16 protein-coding genes and 2 pseudogenes are annotated in these 17668 nt (G+C 72.8%); 10 read left to right on the plus strand and 8 right to left on the minus strand.

Annotation, left to right across the window (positions count from 1 at the left end; genetic code table 11):
• Positions 1-301 precede the first annotated feature (301 nt).
• Positions 302-670, plus strand: a complete 369-nt coding sequence (locus tag OGH68_RS29430) for a hypothetical protein (protein WP_264248148.1) — start codon at positions 302-304, stop codon at positions 668-670.
• 8 nt (positions 671-678) lie between these two features.
• On the opposite strand, the gene OGH68_RS29435 is transcribed toward OGH68_RS29430, so the two are convergent.
• The 3 genes and pseudogenes from OGH68_RS29435 to OGH68_RS29445 form a co-directional block, all read right to left on the minus strand.
• A complete protein-coding gene (locus OGH68_RS29435; protein ID WP_264248149.1) occupies positions 679-1857 on the minus strand; it encodes a GDSL-type esterase/lipase family protein in 1179 nt (392 codons plus the stop codon).
• A gap of 97 nt (positions 1858-1954) precedes the next feature.
• A pseudogene (locus OGH68_RS29440) lies at positions 1955-2170 on the minus strand (gas vesicle protein K); the annotation flags it as partial.
• A 69-nt stretch (positions 2171-2239) separates the two neighbouring features.
• On the minus strand, positions 2240-2497 hold the full coding sequence (locus tag OGH68_RS29445) for a GvpL/GvpF family gas vesicle protein (RefSeq protein WP_319020251.1): 258 nt from the start codon (positions 2495-2497) through the stop codon (positions 2240-2242).
• On the opposite strand from OGH68_RS29445, the gene OGH68_RS29450 reads away from it, so the two are divergent.
• The 4 genes and pseudogenes from OGH68_RS29450 (at position 2480) to OGH68_RS29465 (ending at position 5573) form a co-directional block, all read left to right on the plus strand.
• The gene (locus OGH68_RS29450; RefSeq protein WP_264250467.1) at positions 2480-2743 is read left to right on the plus strand and encodes a hypothetical protein; all 264 of its coding nucleotides are present in this window, start codon (positions 2480-2482) and stop codon (positions 2741-2743) included. The genes OGH68_RS29445 and OGH68_RS29450 overlap by 18 nt on opposite strands.
• Before the next feature lie 4 nt (positions 2744-2747).
• Positions 2748-3702: pseudogene (locus OGH68_RS29455) on the plus strand (SRPBCC family protein).
• A 36-nt stretch (positions 3703-3738) separates the two neighbouring features.
• Positions 3739-4968 carry a lactonase family protein gene (locus tag OGH68_RS29460; RefSeq protein ID WP_264248151.1) on the plus strand — a complete coding sequence of 410 codons (1230 nt, stop codon included), beginning with the start codon at positions 3739-3741 and terminating at the stop codon, positions 4966-4968.
• Between the two features lie 200 nt (positions 4969-5168).
• Positions 5169-5573, plus strand: a complete 405-nt coding sequence (locus OGH68_RS29465) for an ASCH domain-containing protein (protein WP_264248153.1) — start codon at positions 5169-5171, stop codon at positions 5571-5573.
• 18 nt (positions 5574-5591) lie between these two features.
• Here the strand turns inward: OGH68_RS29465 and OGH68_RS29470 are convergent, their stop codons facing one another.
• The gene (locus tag OGH68_RS29470) at positions 5592-7139 is read right to left on the minus strand and encodes a hypothetical protein (RefSeq protein ID WP_264248155.1); all 1548 of its coding nucleotides are present in this window, start codon (positions 7137-7139) and stop codon (positions 5592-5594) included.
• 10 nt (positions 7140-7149) lie between these two features.
• Positions 7150-7539 (minus strand): VOC family protein, encoded by a 390-nt coding sequence (locus tag OGH68_RS29475; protein WP_264248157.1) that lies wholly within the window; start codon positions 7537-7539, stop codon positions 7150-7152.
• Positions 7540-7574: 35 nt separating this feature from the next.
• Between OGH68_RS29475 and OGH68_RS29480 the strand changes: the two genes are divergently transcribed.
• Both OGH68_RS29480 and OGH68_RS29485 read left to right on the plus strand, forming a co-directional pair.
• Positions 7575-8204: a nucleoside/nucleotide kinase family protein gene (locus OGH68_RS29480; protein WP_264250344.1), complete on the plus strand. Its 630-nt coding sequence runs from the start codon at positions 7575-7577 to the stop codon at positions 8202-8204.
• A gap of 159 nt (positions 8205-8363) precedes the next feature.
• Entirely contained in the window at positions 8364-9338 is a 975-nt protein-coding gene (locus OGH68_RS29485; RefSeq protein ID WP_264248159.1) for a DUF1444 domain-containing protein, read from the plus strand.
• 720 nt (positions 9339-10058) lie between these two features.
• Here OGH68_RS29485 and treZ read toward each other — a convergent pair.
• Positions 10059-11804 (minus strand): malto-oligosyltrehalose trehalohydrolase, encoded by a 1746-nt coding sequence (gene treZ, locus OGH68_RS29490; protein ID WP_264250345.1) that lies wholly within the window; start codon positions 11802-11804, stop codon positions 10059-10061.
• 123 nt (positions 11805-11927) lie between these two features.
• Between treZ and OGH68_RS29495 the strand changes: the two genes are divergently transcribed.
• The gene (locus OGH68_RS29495; RefSeq protein WP_264248160.1) at positions 11928-13295 is read left to right on the plus strand and encodes a GH1 family beta-glucosidase; all 1368 of its coding nucleotides are present in this window, start codon (positions 11928-11930) and stop codon (positions 13293-13295) included.
• A gap of 62 nt (positions 13296-13357) precedes the next feature.
• On the opposite strand, the gene OGH68_RS29500 is transcribed toward OGH68_RS29495, so the two are convergent.
• Positions 13358-14254, minus strand: a complete 897-nt coding sequence (locus OGH68_RS29500; protein ID WP_264248161.1) for a GNAT family N-acetyltransferase — start codon at positions 14252-14254, stop codon at positions 13358-13360.
• A gap of 342 nt (positions 14255-14596) precedes the next feature.
• On the opposite strand from OGH68_RS29500, the gene OGH68_RS29505 reads away from it, so the two are divergent.
• Entirely contained in the window at positions 14597-15145 is a 549-nt protein-coding gene (locus tag OGH68_RS29505; RefSeq protein WP_264248162.1) for a DUF1707 and FHA domain-containing protein, read from the plus strand.
• Positions 15146-15169: 24 nt separating this feature from the next.
• On the opposite strand, the gene lpdA is transcribed toward OGH68_RS29505, so the two are convergent.
• Complete coding sequence (lpdA, locus tag OGH68_RS29510; RefSeq protein WP_264248163.1) at positions 15170-16603, minus strand: dihydrolipoyl dehydrogenase; 1434 nt, start codon at positions 16601-16603, stop codon at positions 15170-15172.
• 103 nt (positions 16604-16706) lie between these two features.
• Between lpdA and OGH68_RS29515 the strand changes: the two genes are divergently transcribed.
• Positions 16707-17606: a LysR family transcriptional regulator gene (locus OGH68_RS29515; RefSeq protein WP_264250346.1), complete on the plus strand. Its 900-nt coding sequence runs from the start codon at positions 16707-16709 to the stop codon at positions 17604-17606.
• Positions 17607-17668 lie beyond the last annotated feature (62 nt).

Genomic DNA, 17668 nt, shown 5'->3' on the forward strand with positions numbered 1-17668 from the left:
CGAGATGCCTGGGACGTTCGGAGTTCACCCCTCCGAGACCTGCCCGTGCCGAACTCCGCCCCGGTCCGACGGGCCGGCGCAACAGACCGGGACAACCGCTCCGGCTCGGTGCAGATGTGGCCGGGGCAACGGAAAGCGGCGCCGCTGTAACGCCAGCTTTCCGGGTGGCGCAGTTTTTCATGCGGGCGTGAAATGCGACCGCACGCGACCGCGGCCGGCCGGCGCCTTCTCGGAGGAGTTCGAATTGCCGTGTCGCCGACACATTGCCGAGACGACCGACGCGTCAGGATTGGGATTTCCCATGAGCAACCCGCAGCCCATGCCGCAGAATCAGCGTTACGACCACGATCCCGCAGGCGGCGGCCCCCAGCCCTACGGGCGCGGCGGTGACGGCTCCGCCGTGCGGCGCACGGCGCTGATCATCCACACCGTCGCCGACATCGCCGCCGCGTTCCTGGGCCTGTGGATCCTGCTCTACCTGCTCGAAGCCAACCAGGGAAACGTCTTCGTCGGTTTCGTCGAAGGAGTCGCGGACGGACTGGCCTGGTGGTCACAGGATATTTTCACCATGGACACGGACGGCCTCCGAGTTCTTCTCAATTACGGCCTGCCCGCCGTGATCTATCTGCTGATCGGTCACGGTATCGCCGCGCGTGTGCGCCGTGTCTGAACGGAAATTCACCGCGCATCCGCCCTGTGAAGAAGGTGCGAATCTTCTCCGTGTGCTGCGGTGAGGAAGCCGGCGAATCGCGACCCCATCCGGAGATAAGCAGCCGCATTCGGATGCAGTCCGTCGTGCAGGTCCGCCGTCTCCTCCGGCTTCAGGAGCATCCGCCCGTCGAGGTGGAGCAGGGCGGGATCCGAGTGCTGCCGCTCCTGGACGATCCGGGCGAGGTGGTCCCTCGCGGCGGACAGGGTGAGCGCACCGAGGGGCGCGTCCCGCGGGTCGCCCACGGCGCGGACCCGGCCCGTGGCCGGATCGACGGCGAGCGGGCCGGGCCGGTCCTCCAGGGCCGGGCACGGCACGGGGGAGACGACCACCATCGGCACCTCGGGGTGCTTCTCCCTGATCGTGTCGAGGAAACCGTGGACGGCGGGCCGGAAGGTCCGCAGCCGCATCGCCGCCGCGCCGACGATGTTGACGCCGAGCTCGAGGCTGATCAGATCGGCGGGCAGGTCCCGGATGACGCGTGCCACGCACGGGTCGAGCATGGCGTTGGCCGCGAAGCCGAGGTTCGTGAGGCCCAGGCCGCGGGCCCTGGCCGCGACGGCGGGCCACATGCCGGTGGGGCCCGCGGCCTCGGCGCAGTGGCTGATGGACGAGCCGTGGTGGACCCAGCGCGGCCGGGACGCCGCCTGCCGGGACGGTCGCACCGGGCGGTCGGCGCGCAGGGAGAGCAGATCGCAGACGGCGGTGTGCGGCAGCCAGAGCCGGATCTCCTTCTCCCCGGCGGGAAGGTCCGGGAAGCGGACGGTCTGCGGCCGTCCCGCGACGAGTGACGCCTCGCCCTCCGCCGTCGCGGGCAGCATCAGGTCCCCGCCGGTGAGCGGCTCCCTGCGCAGAAGGCGGTCGTCGACCTCCAGATCCACCGCCGCCGGTGCCGGACCCCCGCCGGGGCCGGGCACCCGCACGGCGTGCAGGGCGAGTTCCAGGTGGGTGGCCTCGGTGCGCAGCGCGAGCCGGGCTCCGGCGGAGAGTTCTGCCTCCAGGTCGAAGAACGGGTCGAGCACCTGCCGCCGGGCCCAGTCGGGCAGCCGTGCGGGCCGCAGCCCGCGCTCGGTCCTCCGCAGCCCGGGGGCGCCCTCGACGAGATCACCGGCGCCGGGGAAGGCTCTCTCGTGACGCAGCATGGTCATAGGGGCCCGGCCTTTCCTGTCCGTGTCGTCGATACCACGTACCCGGCCGGGCGCCGCCGCAGTCGGCGACGCGGCCGGTGCCGGCCGTCGGCGGCGGTCAGTCGTCGGGCGGCAGCAGGGTTCCCAGCGGGCCGAGGTCGAGGTTGAGGTCGCTCATGCTCAACCCGTCGGCGCACAGGCCGGCCATGCGGTCGTGCAGCAGGAGCAGCGTCGCCCCCAGCCGCTCCTCCTCGTCCTCCGTGAGGTCGCCCCGGTCGACGCGGTGCAGCGCCTGGCGCTCCATGAGCTGGCGCAGCAGCTCGACGAGCGTGACCCGGGGAGGAGGTGGCGGGCTCGGACGGCGGCGGCCGCACGGCTTCGTCCGAGGACTCGACGTAGATCTTCACACCCCTTCGACGTGCCCCTCGAGTCTCGCGAGCAGTCGTTCGAAGACCGCGCGGCCCTCGTCGAGCGCCTCACGGGCGCGGTCGTCGTCCAGGTACACGGTCGCGAGCCGCAGCGGCAGCACGGTCGTCGCGGCGCCGAGCGCCTCGATCACCGCGTGGTGGGCCCAGGCGACCCCCTCCAGCCACTCCAGGTCCTCCAGGTGCCGACGCAGCGCCGCCTCGTCGAAGTCCCGCGAGTGCACCGAACTCGCCACGAAGGCCGGGGCCCCGTCGCCCGTCCCCGGGACGATCCGTACCGGCGACCCGCCAAGCAGGCATCGGCGAAGAAGGCACGCGCCGAGAAGGCGGTCGGGCAGAAGACGGCCGGCGCCGCGAAGGCCGCCGCGAAGGGCGGCGGGCGGAAGACGGCCGGACAGCAGACCGCTGCCAAGAAGACGGCCGGCCGGACGGGCCCCGCCGGGAAGAGCCCGTCGTCCGGCTCCGACTCACGGCGGAGGTAGCGCCATGACCGGCACAGGCACGCGACGTGCTGCGGGCAAGAAGGGCTCCGGCATGGACCAGCTGCGTGAGGAGGTCGTCGACTATCTCGGCGTCCGGGCCGAACGCCTGGCGGACTCGGCGGGGGACAGGATGGCCGACCTCACGGACAGGCTTCTCGACGTGGCCGAGGGCGGGGAGGGAACCCGGGCGGCGGCCTGGTGAAGGCTCTGGTCGGAGCGAAGGCGAAGAGCGCCAAGGACAACGTCGTGGGCAAGGTGAAGGACATGGTGGGCGGCGGAGGCGGCGGGCGCAAGTCCGGTGACACCAAGGTCATGAACATCGTCGAGACGCTCGACGTGGGGGTGCCCGTCCGCACCCGCGTACGACCACTGGACCCAGTACGCAGCCTTCAGCGGTTTCACCAAGGGTGTACGAAGCGTCTCGCAGAAGGACGAGATCTCCAGCGACTGGAAGGTCAAGGTGGGGCCCTCCACGCGCGGCTGGTCGGCGACTGTCCAGGAACAGATTCCCGACGACCGGATCGTCTGGACGTCGGAGGGCGCAAAGGGAAGTACCCGGGGATGCGTCAGTTTCCACGAACTGGCTCCGTCCCTCACCCGCATCGTGCTCGTCGTCGAGTACTACCCCTCCGGTTTTTTCGAGAAGACGGGCAACCTGTGGCGTGCCCAAGGACGTCGGCTGCGGCTGGACTTCAAGAACTTCCAGCGCCACGTGTCCCTGACGGAAGAGCAGCCCGACGGCTGGCGCGGTGAGATCCGCGACGGCGAGGTCGTGGTCAGCCACGAGGACGCGCTCGAGGAGGAGGAAGCGTCACGGGAGGACGAGGGGGACGAGGAGGACAGCGCCGAGTACGAGGACGAGGAAGGCGAGGAAGGCGAGGAGGACGAGGAGGGGGGACGGGGAGGACGAGGAAGCCGACGAGGACTACGACGACGAAGAGGCCGAACCGCGAAGGTGACGCCGCCGCGCCCGGGCTGCCCTACGCTGCATGGGCATGGACAAGGGCACGAGTACGGACCAGGCCACGCGGCGCAGGGCAGCGGCCCCCGGCCGGCGCCGGTTCGTCACCGGACTGGCGGCCGTGGCCGCGACCGCCGCGCTGCCCGGCTGCGGCCAGGCGGACGAGTCGGCCACCCACTCACGGTCACGGATGGCTCCCGGTCCCACGTCGTCCGCACCTCGGCAGCGGTCCCGCCCCCTGTTCCTGGGCACCTACACCTCGGCAGACGGCGGCGGGTCCGGCATCGGACTGGCGACGTACGACGAACGGACCGGAAGGATCACCGGCACCGGTGTCCTCGAAGGTGTCCCCGACCCGTCGTACCTCGCGGTGCACCCGTCCGGGCACGCCCTGTACGCAGTCAACGAGCGTGAGACCGGCTCGGTGACCGCCGTACGGCTCGTCGACGGCGGTACGCCCGAGGTCCTCGGCAGCCGCCCCACGGGCGGGGCCTCGCCCTGCCACCTCTCCGTGCACCCGTCCGGGCGCTGGCTGCTCAGCGCCGACTACGGCTCCGGCACCGTGGCCGTGCACCCGATCGAGGCGTCCGGCGCGCTCGGCGAGCGCACGGACCGGGTCACCCACGACAGCCCGCCGCCCGGACCGGGGCAGGAGGGCCCGCACGCCCACCAGTTCGTCACGGGCCCGGACGGGCGCCATGTGCTCGCCGTCGATCTCGGCACCGACACCGTCTACACCTACCGCCTCGACACCGGGGCCGGGACACTCGCGGAGGTCTCCCGTGCGACCGTGCGGGCCGGGGCCGGGCCGCGGCACCTCACCTTCCACCCGTCGGGCCGCCACGCGTACCTCGCCAACGAACTCGACAACACCGTCCAGGTCTGCGCCTATGACCGTGGGACCGGCCGGCTCCGCCCCGCCGCTCCCCAGCCCACCGGCACCGGGTCCGGCACCAGCTACCCCGCCCAGCTCGTCGTGACGGGCGACGGCAGGTACGCGTACCTCGCCAACCGCGGCCACAACAGCCTGACCCGTTACGCCGTCGAAGCCGGCGGCTCCCGGCTGCGGCTGCTGGACACCGTGCCCGTCGGCGGGGACTTCCCCCGCCACATCGCTCTCTCGCCCTCCGGCGGGCTCCTCTTCGCGGCGAACCAGCGCTCCGGCACGGTCACCGTCTTCCACGTCGACCGCCGGACCGGTGAACTCCGCCCGGCCGGACGGGCGTTCAGGTCACCGGTCGCCGTGTGCGCGCTGCCGCTGTAGCGCGGCCCGATCCGCCGAGCGCCGTCGCTCCGGCGGCGGTCGTCGCAAGGCGGCCCGGTCGCCTCTCCGCTGCTCGACCAGCCCGGCCGCACGGTCACTCCGTGATCAGCTTCTCCGTCCGGGCCCCGCGGCGGTGCAGAGGACCGGGCCGTGAGGCCGACCGGGCAGGGCCCGCCGGGAGGCGGGTTAGGCTCGCGCCCATGTGGCCACGTATCGGCGGACTGCGCACGCTCGACCTGGGAACTCCTGGTGAGATGCGCCACCGGCTCAACGCCCTGGTGCTCTCCGGGCAGAAGCGGGCGACCGCCGGGCTCCTGGAGCACGACTACCGGGCCGAGGGTGAGGAGCCGGAGTTCGCGGGCGAGCGCCTGGTGCTCATCGACAACGACGACGAGCGCGTCGCCGAAGTGGTCGTCGAGGCGGTCGAGATCGTGCCGTTCGGGTCGGTGACATGGAAGTTCGCGCAGGCCGAGGGCGAGGGCTGCACGAGCCTCGCGCACTGGCGCGCGGTGCACACCGGCTTCTGGGAGAACGCCGGGCACAAGGTGGCCGACGACACGGCCGTCGTCTGCGTCCGCTTCCGCCTCGCGCATCCGGCTGAGTGAGCACCGGCCCCACCCCTGTCAGCCTGTGCCTGCTTGGGCCGGTCCGGCGTCGTTAGGAAGCGCCGCGACCGCCCACTTGGCCTGCGCGGGGAGCTCGCCCAGGGACCGGCGGAACTGCTTGTCGATCGTCCTGAGAAGCACCTTGCCGTGGGACATCGCCTCCCTGGCCAGCTCCGGGCGGCCGGCCTCGATCGCCGCGAGCACAAGCTCGAGATGCTGCTCGGTGATCACCCTCCCGAGCCCACGGCGGTGCCACTGGGCCGCGCAGGCGTCCGGCGCGGGCGGTTCGGATGCCGGACCGAGGTCGAGAGCGAGCTGCCGGTCGCCGGGCCGTGACACGGGCCCGTCCAGGCCGATGGCCGTACGCACCCGGCCGAGCGTCCGCCACGCCGCGTTCAGGTCTCCGGTCCTGCGTTCGAGGCGGGCCAGTACGGAGCCCGTCACGGCGCGGTCCCAGGCGGTGTCCTGCAGCGCCACGACATTGCGCTGGGACCGGGCCGCCTGGGCGTGGTCGCCGAGCGCCTCGAACTCGCGGGCCAGGGAGGTGAGCCGTTTCGCGTCCGGCCCCGTGTCGTCGAGCATGCGGATCAGTGCGGCGCGGGCGAGTTCGGTACGGCCCTGGCGGCGGGCCAGCCCGGTCCAGATGAACTCGTCCTCCGTCGCCGGGTCCTGGCCGTGGTGCGCGGCGTCCTCCGCCGCGGCCCAAGCGGCCGGCTTCGCGGCCTCCTCGTCGCGCAGGGCTCCGCCACGGGCCTCGCGGATCAGGGGTACGTCCTCCTCCCGGCCGTGCAGGCCGACCAGCACCGCCGCGAGCCACCGCTCACGGAACAGTTCTCCGTCCGCGGCGGCGGTCTCGCACCGCAGCAGGAACCGGAGGAGCGGCAGATCGGTCTCCCGGCGGTCGTACTGGGCCGCACGCAGTACGCCCGCACGCAGAACCGGGTCGGTGGCAACGCTGTCCCGGGCATCGGTCCCGCCCGACCGCAGGCGACCCAGGGCGGCCCGCCCCGGAGCGAGGACCACGTCCCACAGCGGGGTGCGCGGCAGCGTGCCGAGCAGTTCGTAGGCCGACAACTCATGCGCGTTCAACAGCACATGGTCGGGGTCGGTGCGCGACAGAGCGGTGTGCAACCGGGCGAGCAGTTCGGCGCAGGAGCGCTCCGGCAGGCCCAGTTCGGCGCGCAGACGCTTCCGCCTGTCGTCCAGATCGGGGGCGTAGGACGAGCGCATGTCGTCCTCCAGCTCCCGGGCCAGGGCGGGGCCGGCCGCCGGGTGGACCAGGTCGCGCCAGGCGGGCAGGCCGACGACGATCTCCAGGGCATCGCTCACGGTGTCGCCGAGCAGCCCGGCCTCGCCCTCGGACGAGGCGTAGAGCACCGGTCCGCCTGCGCACACGAAGAACGTGCCGCCGGTGTCGTCGCCCGCGACCGGCTCCAGGGCGGCGCCGGAGGCGAGGAGGACATCCTCTCCGTGCTCCGCGCGCCCGAGGTCGAAGTCGAAGGGGAACGCGGCCTGTTGTGCGAGTCCGGGCCGCTGCCTGAGCAGTTCGAGGACACGATCTGCCATGCGCCGGATGCTACTTGGGCTCCAGCAGGTCCCACCGGTTGCCGTAGAGGTCCTCGAAGACCGCGACCGAGCCGTACGTCTCGTGCCTCGGCTCCTCCAGGAAGCGGACGCCCGCCGCCGTCATACGGGCGTGGTCGCGGGCGAAGTCGTCGGTGTGGAGGAAGAAGCCGACCCGTCCGCCGGTCTGCGCGCCCACGCATCCGCGCTGCTCCGCGTCCTTGGCGCGGGCGAGCAGCAGGCCAGTCCCCGGGGCGGAACCGGGCGGGCGGACCACCACCCAGCGGCTGCTGTCGCCGCGATCGGTGTCCTCGACCAGTTCGAAGCCGAGGGCGTCGGTGTAGAAGGCGATGGCCTCGTCGTAGTCGCGGACGACGAGAGTGACCAGGGCGATGAAGGGCATACGCGGCACGTTATACGTAGCACGTGGGTGCGACAATGCTCGGCATGTCCGTACCCGGCCACCTGCTCGAGCGCGCCCGCCGTCTCGCCCTGCCCCGCCACCGCCGCATCCTCGGGATCGCCGGCGCCCCCGGAGCGGGGAAGTCCACCCTCGCCGAGCGTCTCGTCGAAGCGCTGGACGGCCTTGCCGTCCTCGTCCCCATGGACGGTTTCCACCTCGCCCAGCAGGAGCTGGCGCGCCTCGGGCGCGCCGGGCGCAAAGGGGCGCCCGACACCTTCGACGCCGCCGGGTACGCAGCCCTGCTGGCCCGGCTGCGCGACCAGGACCCGGCGGGCACCGTCTACGCGCCCGCGTTCGACCGGGTGCTGGAGGAGCCGGTCGCCGGGAGCGTCCCGGTCACGGCCGGCGTGCCGCTGGTCGTCACCGAGGGGAACTACCTGCTCCACGACGAGGGGGACTGGGCCCGCGTACGGCCGCTCCTCGACGAGGCGTGGTTCCTGGAGCTCGACGAGCAGGTGCGGGTGCGCCGGCTCGTCGACCGGCATGTGCGTTTCGGGAAGGAACGGCCCTTCGCCGAACGCTGGGTCCGCGACTCCGACGAGGCCAACGCGCGACTGGTCCGACGTGGCCGGGACCGGGCCGACCTCGTGGTCGAGCTGACCTGACCGGGGCCTCGACCGAGGGGCGAGCGGGGCGGCGGGCCCGTGTCCAGACGGCGGGCCCGGTCGAGGGGGAGTGGTGGGCCCTCGCAGGCGGCGGCCCCGCCGTTCACCTCGGATCGGTAGGCTCGAATCACTGGTACGTTCGAGCGGAGGGCGGTTGACGTGGGGTTGTTCCGACGAGGGCCGAAGCGTGACGGACGCGATGCGCCCCGGGACCCCGAGTTCTCCTTCTTCTCCGCCGACGAGGGCACACGGTTCCGTTCCCAGGTCCGTGAGGCGTTCGCCGAGCGGGGCCTCGAGGTGACCGTCTACGCCGACATGGTCTCCGACGACGCGGGCCGGCAGTTCGGGCTCGGCAACCTCGCCGCCGTGCTCCACAACGACGAACGCGGACCCCGGGTCTGGTCCGAACTGGTCCGCCAGCACGTCGCGATGGTGCTGCGCACCATGGACGCGCCGTCCGCCCTGGAGACCCTTCCCGCCGAACAGATCCGTGCCCAGCTCTACCCCCGCGTCGTCGGCGCCGAGGGCCTCGACCCCCGCAACTTCGGCTACGCCCGCACCATCGCCCCCGGCCTGTACGAGATCCTCGCGCTCGACCTTCCGGAGAGCGTCATGATGCTCACGGACGAGGCCCTTGAACCGCTCGGAGACCTGCCGTACCTGCGTGACCAGGCGCTCTACAACCTCCGTGGCCTGCCGGTCGAGGCGCACGAGACCGTCAAGGACTCCGAGGGCATGCGCTTCGAGGTGGTGCTCGGCGACTCGTTCTACACCGCCAGCCGGGTCCTGGCGCTGGAGACCCTCGTACGGCAGGTCACCGGCGAGGAGTTGACCGCCGACGGCGCGCTGGTGGCGATGCCCTTCCGGCACCAGATCGCGTTCCACGCCATCCACGACACCGGCATGCTCCCCGCTCTCAACGCGATGGCGGCCTTCGCGGCCACCGGCTACGAGGACACGCCCGGGGCCATCAGCCCCTACGTCTACTGGTGGCACGACGGCACGCTCACCCAGCTCAGCGAGCGCGCCGGGGACGGCGACGGTCTGCAGATCATGATCGGCGAGGAGTTCCAGGCGCTGCTGGAACGGCTGGTCGCCGAGGACGACCGGCGACCCGGCGACGACGAGGGTTGAGCGGCCGGCGCTGAGCGGTTCGGGGGTGTGCGGTTCGGCTCGACCGCCCGTGTCGAGCGCCCTGCGTCGCCGGGCGCTCCGGGGGCTCCGGGGGCGCGCGGTTGACCCGGGTCACCCGTGCCGGTGATTGCGGGATCGTCCGTGCAGGTCGGAGGCTTCTTCTGCGGCAGGCTGGAGGGATGCGCGCTTCCCGGACCACGGCTCTCGCCGCTCTGTTCCTGATCGGTGCGACCGGATGCGTGTCCGTCCCCTCGCCACCACGACCCGCCCCGGCAGCCAGCCTGGCCCCCGCCGGGGACCGCTCGCCGTCACCCGTCGAGCCGGGGCCCGCCGTCCAGTCGCCGCCGCGTCAGACGCTGGCACCCACAGACCCGAGGAAACAGCCCAGGGGGAAGGAGGCGGCGAAGGAGAAGGCGGTCAGGGAGGGGCCCGGGACGAACGGGAACAGCAGGCCGGTCCGGCAGCGGCGCCCCGCGGCGGCCCCACCCGCCCCCCGGGCTGTCCCGGAACCCGAGCGCCGGGCCCAGCGGCCTCGCTCCCTGCCGCGCCCCCGTCCGCAGCCCCCGCAGCCGCGCCCGCCGCAGCCGCCCGGGCATCACGGCATGCGCGGCCTGTGCGAGGCGTCCGAGGGACTGACGAATCCGGACATCACCGCGATGTGCCGCGCCACGTACGGCTCCGGGCGGCACTAGCCCCGGGACGGCGCCGACCGCGGAGGGGTCAGGAATCGGCGAGCACCGCACAACTCTGCGGCGGCAGCCGCAGCACCCCGTCACGGTCCGGCGGTGACACCTCGCCCCACGCCGCCGCGACGCGCCCGCCGCCGCCCAGCGCGATCGCGGCCGGCTCCTTGGCGAGGTTGACCGCCACCCGCAGATCGCCGCGCCGGTACGCCAGCCAGCGGGCCTGCTCGTCGAAGGCGACCTTCACGGCCGCCAGGTCGGGGTCCGTCAGGTCCGGCAGTGCGCGGCGCAGCGCGATCAGTTCGCGGTGCCACGCCAGGAGCCCGGCGTGCGGCTCGCGTTCCCGCTCCGATCTGTCCAGGCACGAACGCTCCCTGGTCGCCGGGTCCTGCGGGTCGGGCACCTGCTCCTCGGGCCAGCCGTGCGCGGCGAACTCCCGGCGCCGGCCCACCCGTACCGCCTCGGCGAGCTCCGGGTCGGTGTGGTCGGTGAAGTACTGCCAGGGTGTGGCGGCGCCCCATTCCTCGCCCATGAACAGCATCGGCGTGTACGGGCCGGTGAGGACGAGCGCCGCGGCGCACGCCAGCAGGCCGGGGGAGAGGGTGGCGGAGAGCCGGTCGCCGAGCGCCCGGTTGCCGATCTGGTCGTGGGTCTGCGCGTAGCCGAGAAACCGGTGCGCCGGGGTGTTCGCCACGTCGAGCGGACGCCCGTGGGTGCGGCCGCGGAAGGCCGAGTACGTGCCGTCGTGGAAGAAGCCGCGGGTCAGCGTCTTGGCCAGTGCCGCCATCGGGGCGCGGGCGAAATCCCCGTAGTAACCCTGCGACTCGCCGGTCAGGGCGGTGTGCAGGGCATGATGGAAGTCGTCGTTCCACTGGGCGTGCAGCCCGAGACCGCCCTGTGACCGGGGTGTCGTCGTCCGCGGGTCGCACTGGTCCGACTCGGCGATCAGGAACAGCGGGCGGCCCAGATCGCCGGCGAGGGAGTCGACGGCGGCCGCCAGCTCCTCCAGAAACGTCAGTGCCCGGTTGTCCACCAGCGCGTGCACGGCGTCCAGCCGCAGCCCGTCGAGCCGGTAGTCGCGCAGCCAGGCCAGAGCGCTGCCGATCAGACAGGCGCGCACCTCGTCGGAGCCCGGAGCGTCCAGATTGATCGCGGTGCCCCACGGGGTGTGGTGCGTGTCGGTGAAGTACGGGCCGTAGGCGGGCAGGTGGTTGCCGGAGGGGCCCAGATGGTTGTGGACCACGTCGAGCACCACGCCCAGGCCGTGCCCGTGCGCCGAGTCGACAAAGCGTTTCAGCGCCGTCGGCCCGCCGTACGGCTCGTGGACCGACCAGGGGGACACCCCGTCGTACCCCCAGCCGTGCACACCCGGGAACGAGCACAGCGGCATCAGCTCCACATGGGTGATGCCGAGCTCCGCCAGCTCGCCCAGCCGCGCCGCCGCCGCGTCGAGCGTGCCCTCCGGGGTGTACGTGCCGATGTGGAGCTCGTACAGCACGGCGCCCTTCAGGCCGCGGCCCGGCCAGTCCTTCCGCCAGGCGTAGGCGTCCTGATCGACGACGGCACTGGTGCCGTCGGGGCCGTCCGGCTGGCGGCGCGAACGCGGGTCCGGCCGTACCGGGCCGCCGTCCAGGGCGAAGCCGTACCGCGCGCCGTCGTCGGCCGCCGCCTCGGTGACCCACCAGCCGTCCCGGCCCTGGGCCCGCTCCATCGGGTGCTCGGCACCCTCGAGCCACAGGGTGACCCGCTCCTCGGCGTTCGGTGCCCACACCTCGAACAGCAGCACTGGCGTCCCCTCGTGGTCGATGCCCTATCCATCCATGTCCTGTCCACCATGTTCTGTCCACACATCCTGGCAACAACGCGGTCTTCAGGCGGTGCGCTTGCGCCATTAAGGTCACGGAGCATGTCGACGCCGCCGGCTCCGCTGCCCGCCTTCCCGCCCGGCTTCCTGTGGGGAGCGTCCGCCTCCGCCTTCCAGACCGAGGGAGCCGCCGACACTGACGGCAAGGGGCCGTCAGGCTGGGACGCCTTCGCCGCCCAGGGCCGTATCAAGGACGGGGCGGACGCCGCGCGCGGCACCGGCTTCCACGAGCGCTACCGCGAGGACGTCGCCCTGCTCGCGGGCCTCGGCGCGGACGCGTTCCGCTTCTCCGTGAGCTGGCCGCGGGTCGTGCCCGGTGGCAGCGGTCCGGTCAACGCCCGCGGTCTCGACTTCTACGACCGGCTCGTCGACGAACTGTGCGCGCACGGCATCACACCGGCGCCGACCCTCTACCACTGGGACACCCCGCTCCCGCTTGACGAGGCCGGCGGCTGGCTGCGCCGCGAGACGCCACTGCGGTTCGCCGAGTACGTCTCGGTCGTCGCCCGGCGGCTCGCCGACCGGGTCCCGATGTGGATGACCGTCAACGAGCCGGCCGAGGTCACCCTCCTCGGCTACGCGCTCGGTGAGCACGCGCCCGGCCGGCGGCTGCTCTTCGACGCGCTGCCGGCCGCCCACCACCAGCTGCTCGCCCACGGCCTCGCCGTCCAAGCCCTGCGCGCGGCCGGCGCGGAGCGGGTGGGGATCGCCGTCTCCCACTCGCCGGTGTGGACGGCCGGGGACAGCGACGAGGACCGGTTCGCGGCGGAGCTGTACGACACGCTCACCAGCCGGCTGTTCGCCGATCCGCTCCTCACCGGCGCCTACCCGGACGAGAACTTCGCCGCCCTCATGCCCGGACCCGTCGCAGACGACCTGGCCGTCATCGCCCAGCCGCTCGACTTCTACGGCGTGAACTACTACCACCCCATGCTCGTCGGCGCCCCCGCCGAGGAAGCCCTCGACGGCTTCGCCGGGGTGGGCATGCCCGACGGGCTGCCGTTCGGCCTGCGGGACATCGACGCGGCCGAACGCACCGACTTCGGCTGGCCCGTCGTCCCCGACGGGCTGCGGGAACTGCTCGTCTCGCTCGGACAGCGGTACGGCGACCGGCTGCCGCCGGTCGTGATCACCGAGAACGGCTGCTCGTACGACGGCCTCGACGACCGGCGCCGTATCGCCTTCCTCGACTCACATCTGCGCTCGCTGCACCGGGCGATGGACGAAGGCGCCGACGTCCGCGGCTACTTCACCTGGTCGCTCACCGACAACATCGAGTGGGCGGAGGGCGCCTCCCAGCGTTTCGGTCTCGTCCACATCGACTACGACACGCTCCGGCGCACGCCCAAGGCGTCGTACGCCTGGTACCGGGACATGATCGCCGCGCAGAAGCGCGCTGCTGGGACCTGACCTGACCGGAGCAGGACCGGGAGCGCCCGGCGCTGCGGACGCCCCCGGATGCCGTGTCCGCGTCAGTGCTGCGACGCCGGCAGGAAGTGGATCCGCTCCTGGACGACCGGGTGACCGGCCTTGGCGAAGTTCGCGGCCATGGGGAAGTTCCCCTGGTCGGTGGCGCCCGCAATGAACTCGGCGCCCCGCTCCGCCAGTTGGTGCGTGCACTCCACCAGCAGGTCGTACGCGTACCCCCGGCCGCGCTGCTCCGGGACGACGCCGATGAAGCCGACGCACGGGCCCGACGGATTGTGCGCCGGGACATGGATGCCGACCAGCTCACCGTCCGGCGTGTACGCGAGCTGCCACCATGCGCGGGGCGAAGGGCACCAGTGGAAGAAGTCCAGCTCCTCCTGCGCGGCCCGGTCGACGCCGTCCTCCGCGATGGCGCGCAGGGCGTGCGCGTCCAGCGTCGCGGAGTGGATGCGGCGCAGCGCGTCGAAGAACACGGCATCGTCCGGCTCCGGGCGGAACACCAGCCGCCCGGGCCGCTCGGGCAGCCCGCAATCGGGCGTCCACCGGTACTGGTACCGCTCGACCAGCACCTCCATGCCGGCCGCCTTCGCCGCCCGGATCCGCGCCTCTCCGGCCGCTCGCGTGCGGGGGTCGTCCCGCCAGCCGGCGGGCAGGATCAGCTCGTACTCGACCTGGAACGGCGACGTGCGCAGCAGTTCGGCGCCCGCGTCCTCCTCGCCGTCCGCGATGTCGAACCAGTTGATGTTGACGGGAGTCTCGTCGTCGGGACCGCCCCACCAGGCGGCCCGGGCGACGACCCTGCCGTCGCGCAGCACCACGCGCTTCCAGTCGGGGCGATGCGTGGCACGGGCCAGTGCGCGGCCCACGCCGAGCGGGTCGGGCAGAGTGTCGAACAGGTGCGCGTCGTTCTCGTCGAGCGCGCGGATGACCAGATCGGTCATGAGGATGTCCTCCGGGAAGAATGCGTGATGCGCTCCCGGTCAGACTGCTGACGCCGGGCGGACAGGGCGGGAGCGCTGGAACGATGTGGTGAACACGGCACTCGCCCCCTTCCGTCGTCTCAGGCGTGGCGCTCACACTAGACGGCCGGGCGGTGGGCCGTCCATCGGAATCCCGGCGACTTGCGGACCTTCTTGCGGGACCTTGTGGGCCAGGGGGTGCGCCGCAACAGGCGGTGCCCTGCGGCCGGGTGCGGCGGAATCGGTGCTTCCGTGCAGGTCAGCGCAGGCACCGGAGCCGCCCCTTCTGGACACCTCGGCCCCTCCGGGCCGACAATCTGGAACGTGACGTCCTCCTACGAGTTCAACACGTACCCCGCGCGGCTCTCCGACGCCGAGCGCGAACGTGTCCTCGACCTGCTCAAAGAGGGCGCGGCCCAGGGCAAGCTGTCGCACGAGACCTTCGTGCACCGGATGGAACTGGTCCTCGCCGCACGCCGCTCGGAGGAACTGGCGGCGCTCACCGCCGACCTCGTCGACGAGAGCCGCTGGTCACGCCGGTTCTACGGAGCGGTCGGCCGGATCTCCGCCTTCTCGGTCCGGCTGCGCAGGGCCTGGCAGGCGGAGAAGCTGCCGCCGCTGCTCCTGCCCGAGCCCGGCCCGCACCCCCTCCGCATCGGCCGCGACCCGGCCAACGGCCTGCGGCTCAGCCACGACACGGTCTCCCGTATGCACGCCGAGCTGAGCCACCACGGCCGGCTGTGGGTGCTGTGCGACCTCGGCTCCACCAACGGCACCACGGTCAACGGCCGCAGGGTGACCGGCTCCATCGTCGTCAACGACGGCGACATGGTCGGCTTCGGCAGCATGAGCTTCCGTCTCACCGCCCGCTGACACCACCGAGTTCGCCGGCACGCTTCACTGCTGGTGCAGCCCGCGACCGGCCAGCGTCAGGAACGCCTCGCCGACCGCCTCCGACAGTGTCGGATGCGGATGGACATGACCGGCGACGTCCGCCGGCTCCGCGTCCCAGCCGACGATCAGCTGGCTCTCGGCGATCATCTCCGAGACGTGCGGCCCCACCAGATGGACGCCGAGCACCCTGCCGTCCCGCTCCGCGACGACCTTCACCATCCCGCCCTGTCCGTGGACCATGCCCTTGGCGACCGCCGTCAGCGGCATCGTGTTGACCCGCACGTCCACGCCGCGGGCCCGTGCCTCCGCCTCGTTCAGACCCACCGAAGCGGTCTGCGGCGAGGAGTACGTGACGCGGGGGACCGCCGCGTAGTCGACCGGCCGCGGAGCGAGCCCGGCCAGGGTCTCCGCCACCAACAGGCCCTCCGCGAACGACGCGTGGGCCAGTCCGAGCGACGGCGGGGGCAGCAGGTCCCCGACGACGTGGATGCCCGGGACCGTCGTCTCCAGACGTGACCAGTCGGCGGGCACGACATGACCCCGCTCGCCGGTGGCCGGCCCCGTCCGGTCCAGGCCCAGGCCGTCCGTCACCGGGACGCGGCCGACCGCCACCAGCAGCCGCTGCGCCTCGACGGCGCGGACCTCGCCGCGCGCCGTGCGGACCGTGGCCCGTACCCCGTCGTCCAGCACGGCCGTCTCCAGCAGCCGGGCGCCCGTCCACACGTCGATGCCGCGCTTCTTCAGCCCGCGGGTCAGATGACGCGACACATCAGCGTCCTCCAGCGGTACGAGACGGTCGGCCGTCTCGACCAGCGTCACCGACGCACCCATGGACCGGTGGAACGAGGCGTACTCGACCCCGATCGCACCGCCGCCGAGCACCAGTACCGACTCCGGCAGGCCCGGCGCGAACAAGGCGTCGTCGCTGGTCACCACCCGCAGGCCGTCCGGTGCGAGACCCGGCAGGGTACGGGGCCGGGAGCCGGTGGCGAGCACGACACCACGGTACGCCCGCACCTCGCCGTGGCCCTCGACCCGTACGGTCCGCGGGCCCGTCAACTCCGCCCTGCCTTGCAGCACTTCGACTCCGGCGTGGGCCAGGTGCCCTTCGACGCCCTTGTGGTTGCGGGAGACGATGTCGTCCCTGGTCGCGACCAGAGCGGTCCAGTCGACGGAATCGAGACCGGCCTTGACGCCCCAGCGCTCCCTGGCCTCCGTGATGCCGTCGACCAGTTCCGCGGCGTGCAGCATCGCCTTGCTGGGGATGCAGCCGCGATGCAGACATGTGCCACCGACCTTGTCGCGCTCCGCGAGCACGACCCTCAGACCGAGGGCCGCGGCGCGCAGGGCGGTCGAGTAGCCGCCGGTGCCTCCACCGATCACGATCACATCGGTCTCACGGGTGTCCGTGCGTGCCGTTCCTGCGGTGTGTGTCATGGCTCCCACCCTCCGTCCGGGCCTTGCCATGAGTCCAAGGCAATGTTCTTGTGACCTCGATGCACAGCGTCTATGGGAGGAGGCCGGTGTGAGTCTGCGGCAGATGGAGTACTTCCTCACCGTCGTCGAGGAGTCCTCTTTCACCCGCGCCGCCGAACTGCTGCACGTCAGCCAGCCGGCGCTCTCCCACCAGGTCAAGGCGCTCGAACGCTCGGTGGGTGGCGAGCTGCTGGAGCGCCTGCCACGGGGAGTGCGCCTGACCCAGATGGGCCGGGCGTACCTGCCGCACGCCGAACTCGCCGTCCGCAGCGCCGAACAGGCGCGGCGCGCGGCCCGCGCCGCGGCCGGGGCGGAGGGCGGCGAACTGCACATCGCGGCGATCCACGCCGTCGCGGTGGGTGTGCTGCCGGACGTCTTCGCCCGCTGGCGCCGCGAACACCCGGGCGTCGCCCTCGTACTGCACGAGTACGGCACGACGGAGGCCCTGGAGGAGCAGATCGAGCGCGGCACCGCGGATCTGGCGGTCGGGCCCGAGCCGCTGCACTGGCGGGGGCCGGTCGTCCGCTTCGACGAGGAGGAGATCGTCCTCGTCGTCCCGTTCGACGACCGCCTCGCGGGCCGCACCTCGGTCCGGCTGGAGGAACTCGCCGACCACACGTGGGTGCGCTGCGCGATGGAACCCGTGGTGGACGGCCGGCCGTTCCTCGACCAGGTGTGCGGGCGGGCGGGCTTCCGGCCCCGCACGGCGGTGTGGACGGAACACACGTCCTCGGCGGTACGCATGGCGGCGGCCGGGGTGGGCATCGCGACCGCGCCGCTGCACGTGGTGCGCGGCGCGGTCGGCGAGGACTGCGTCGTCCTCCCGGCCGACCCGCCGTGGCGCCGCGCCCTGACGGTCTTCTCCCGGGTGGAGCTGACGGGGGCGGCGGCGGCGTTCGCGCGGCTGCTGGTGGAGTCGGGGGAGGGGGCGGGCCGGGTGTACGGGGCGTGCGGGTACGGGTGACGGTGGGGGTGGGTGGCGCCTGCGGCGGGCCTGTTCCCCACCCCGCCCCTTCCCGAACCGGG

Origin of the sequence: Streptomyces peucetius, from assembly GCF_025854275.1 — a bacterium.
Lineage (GTDB): Bacteria > Actinomycetota > Actinomycetes > Streptomycetales > Streptomycetaceae > Streptomyces > Streptomyces peucetius_A.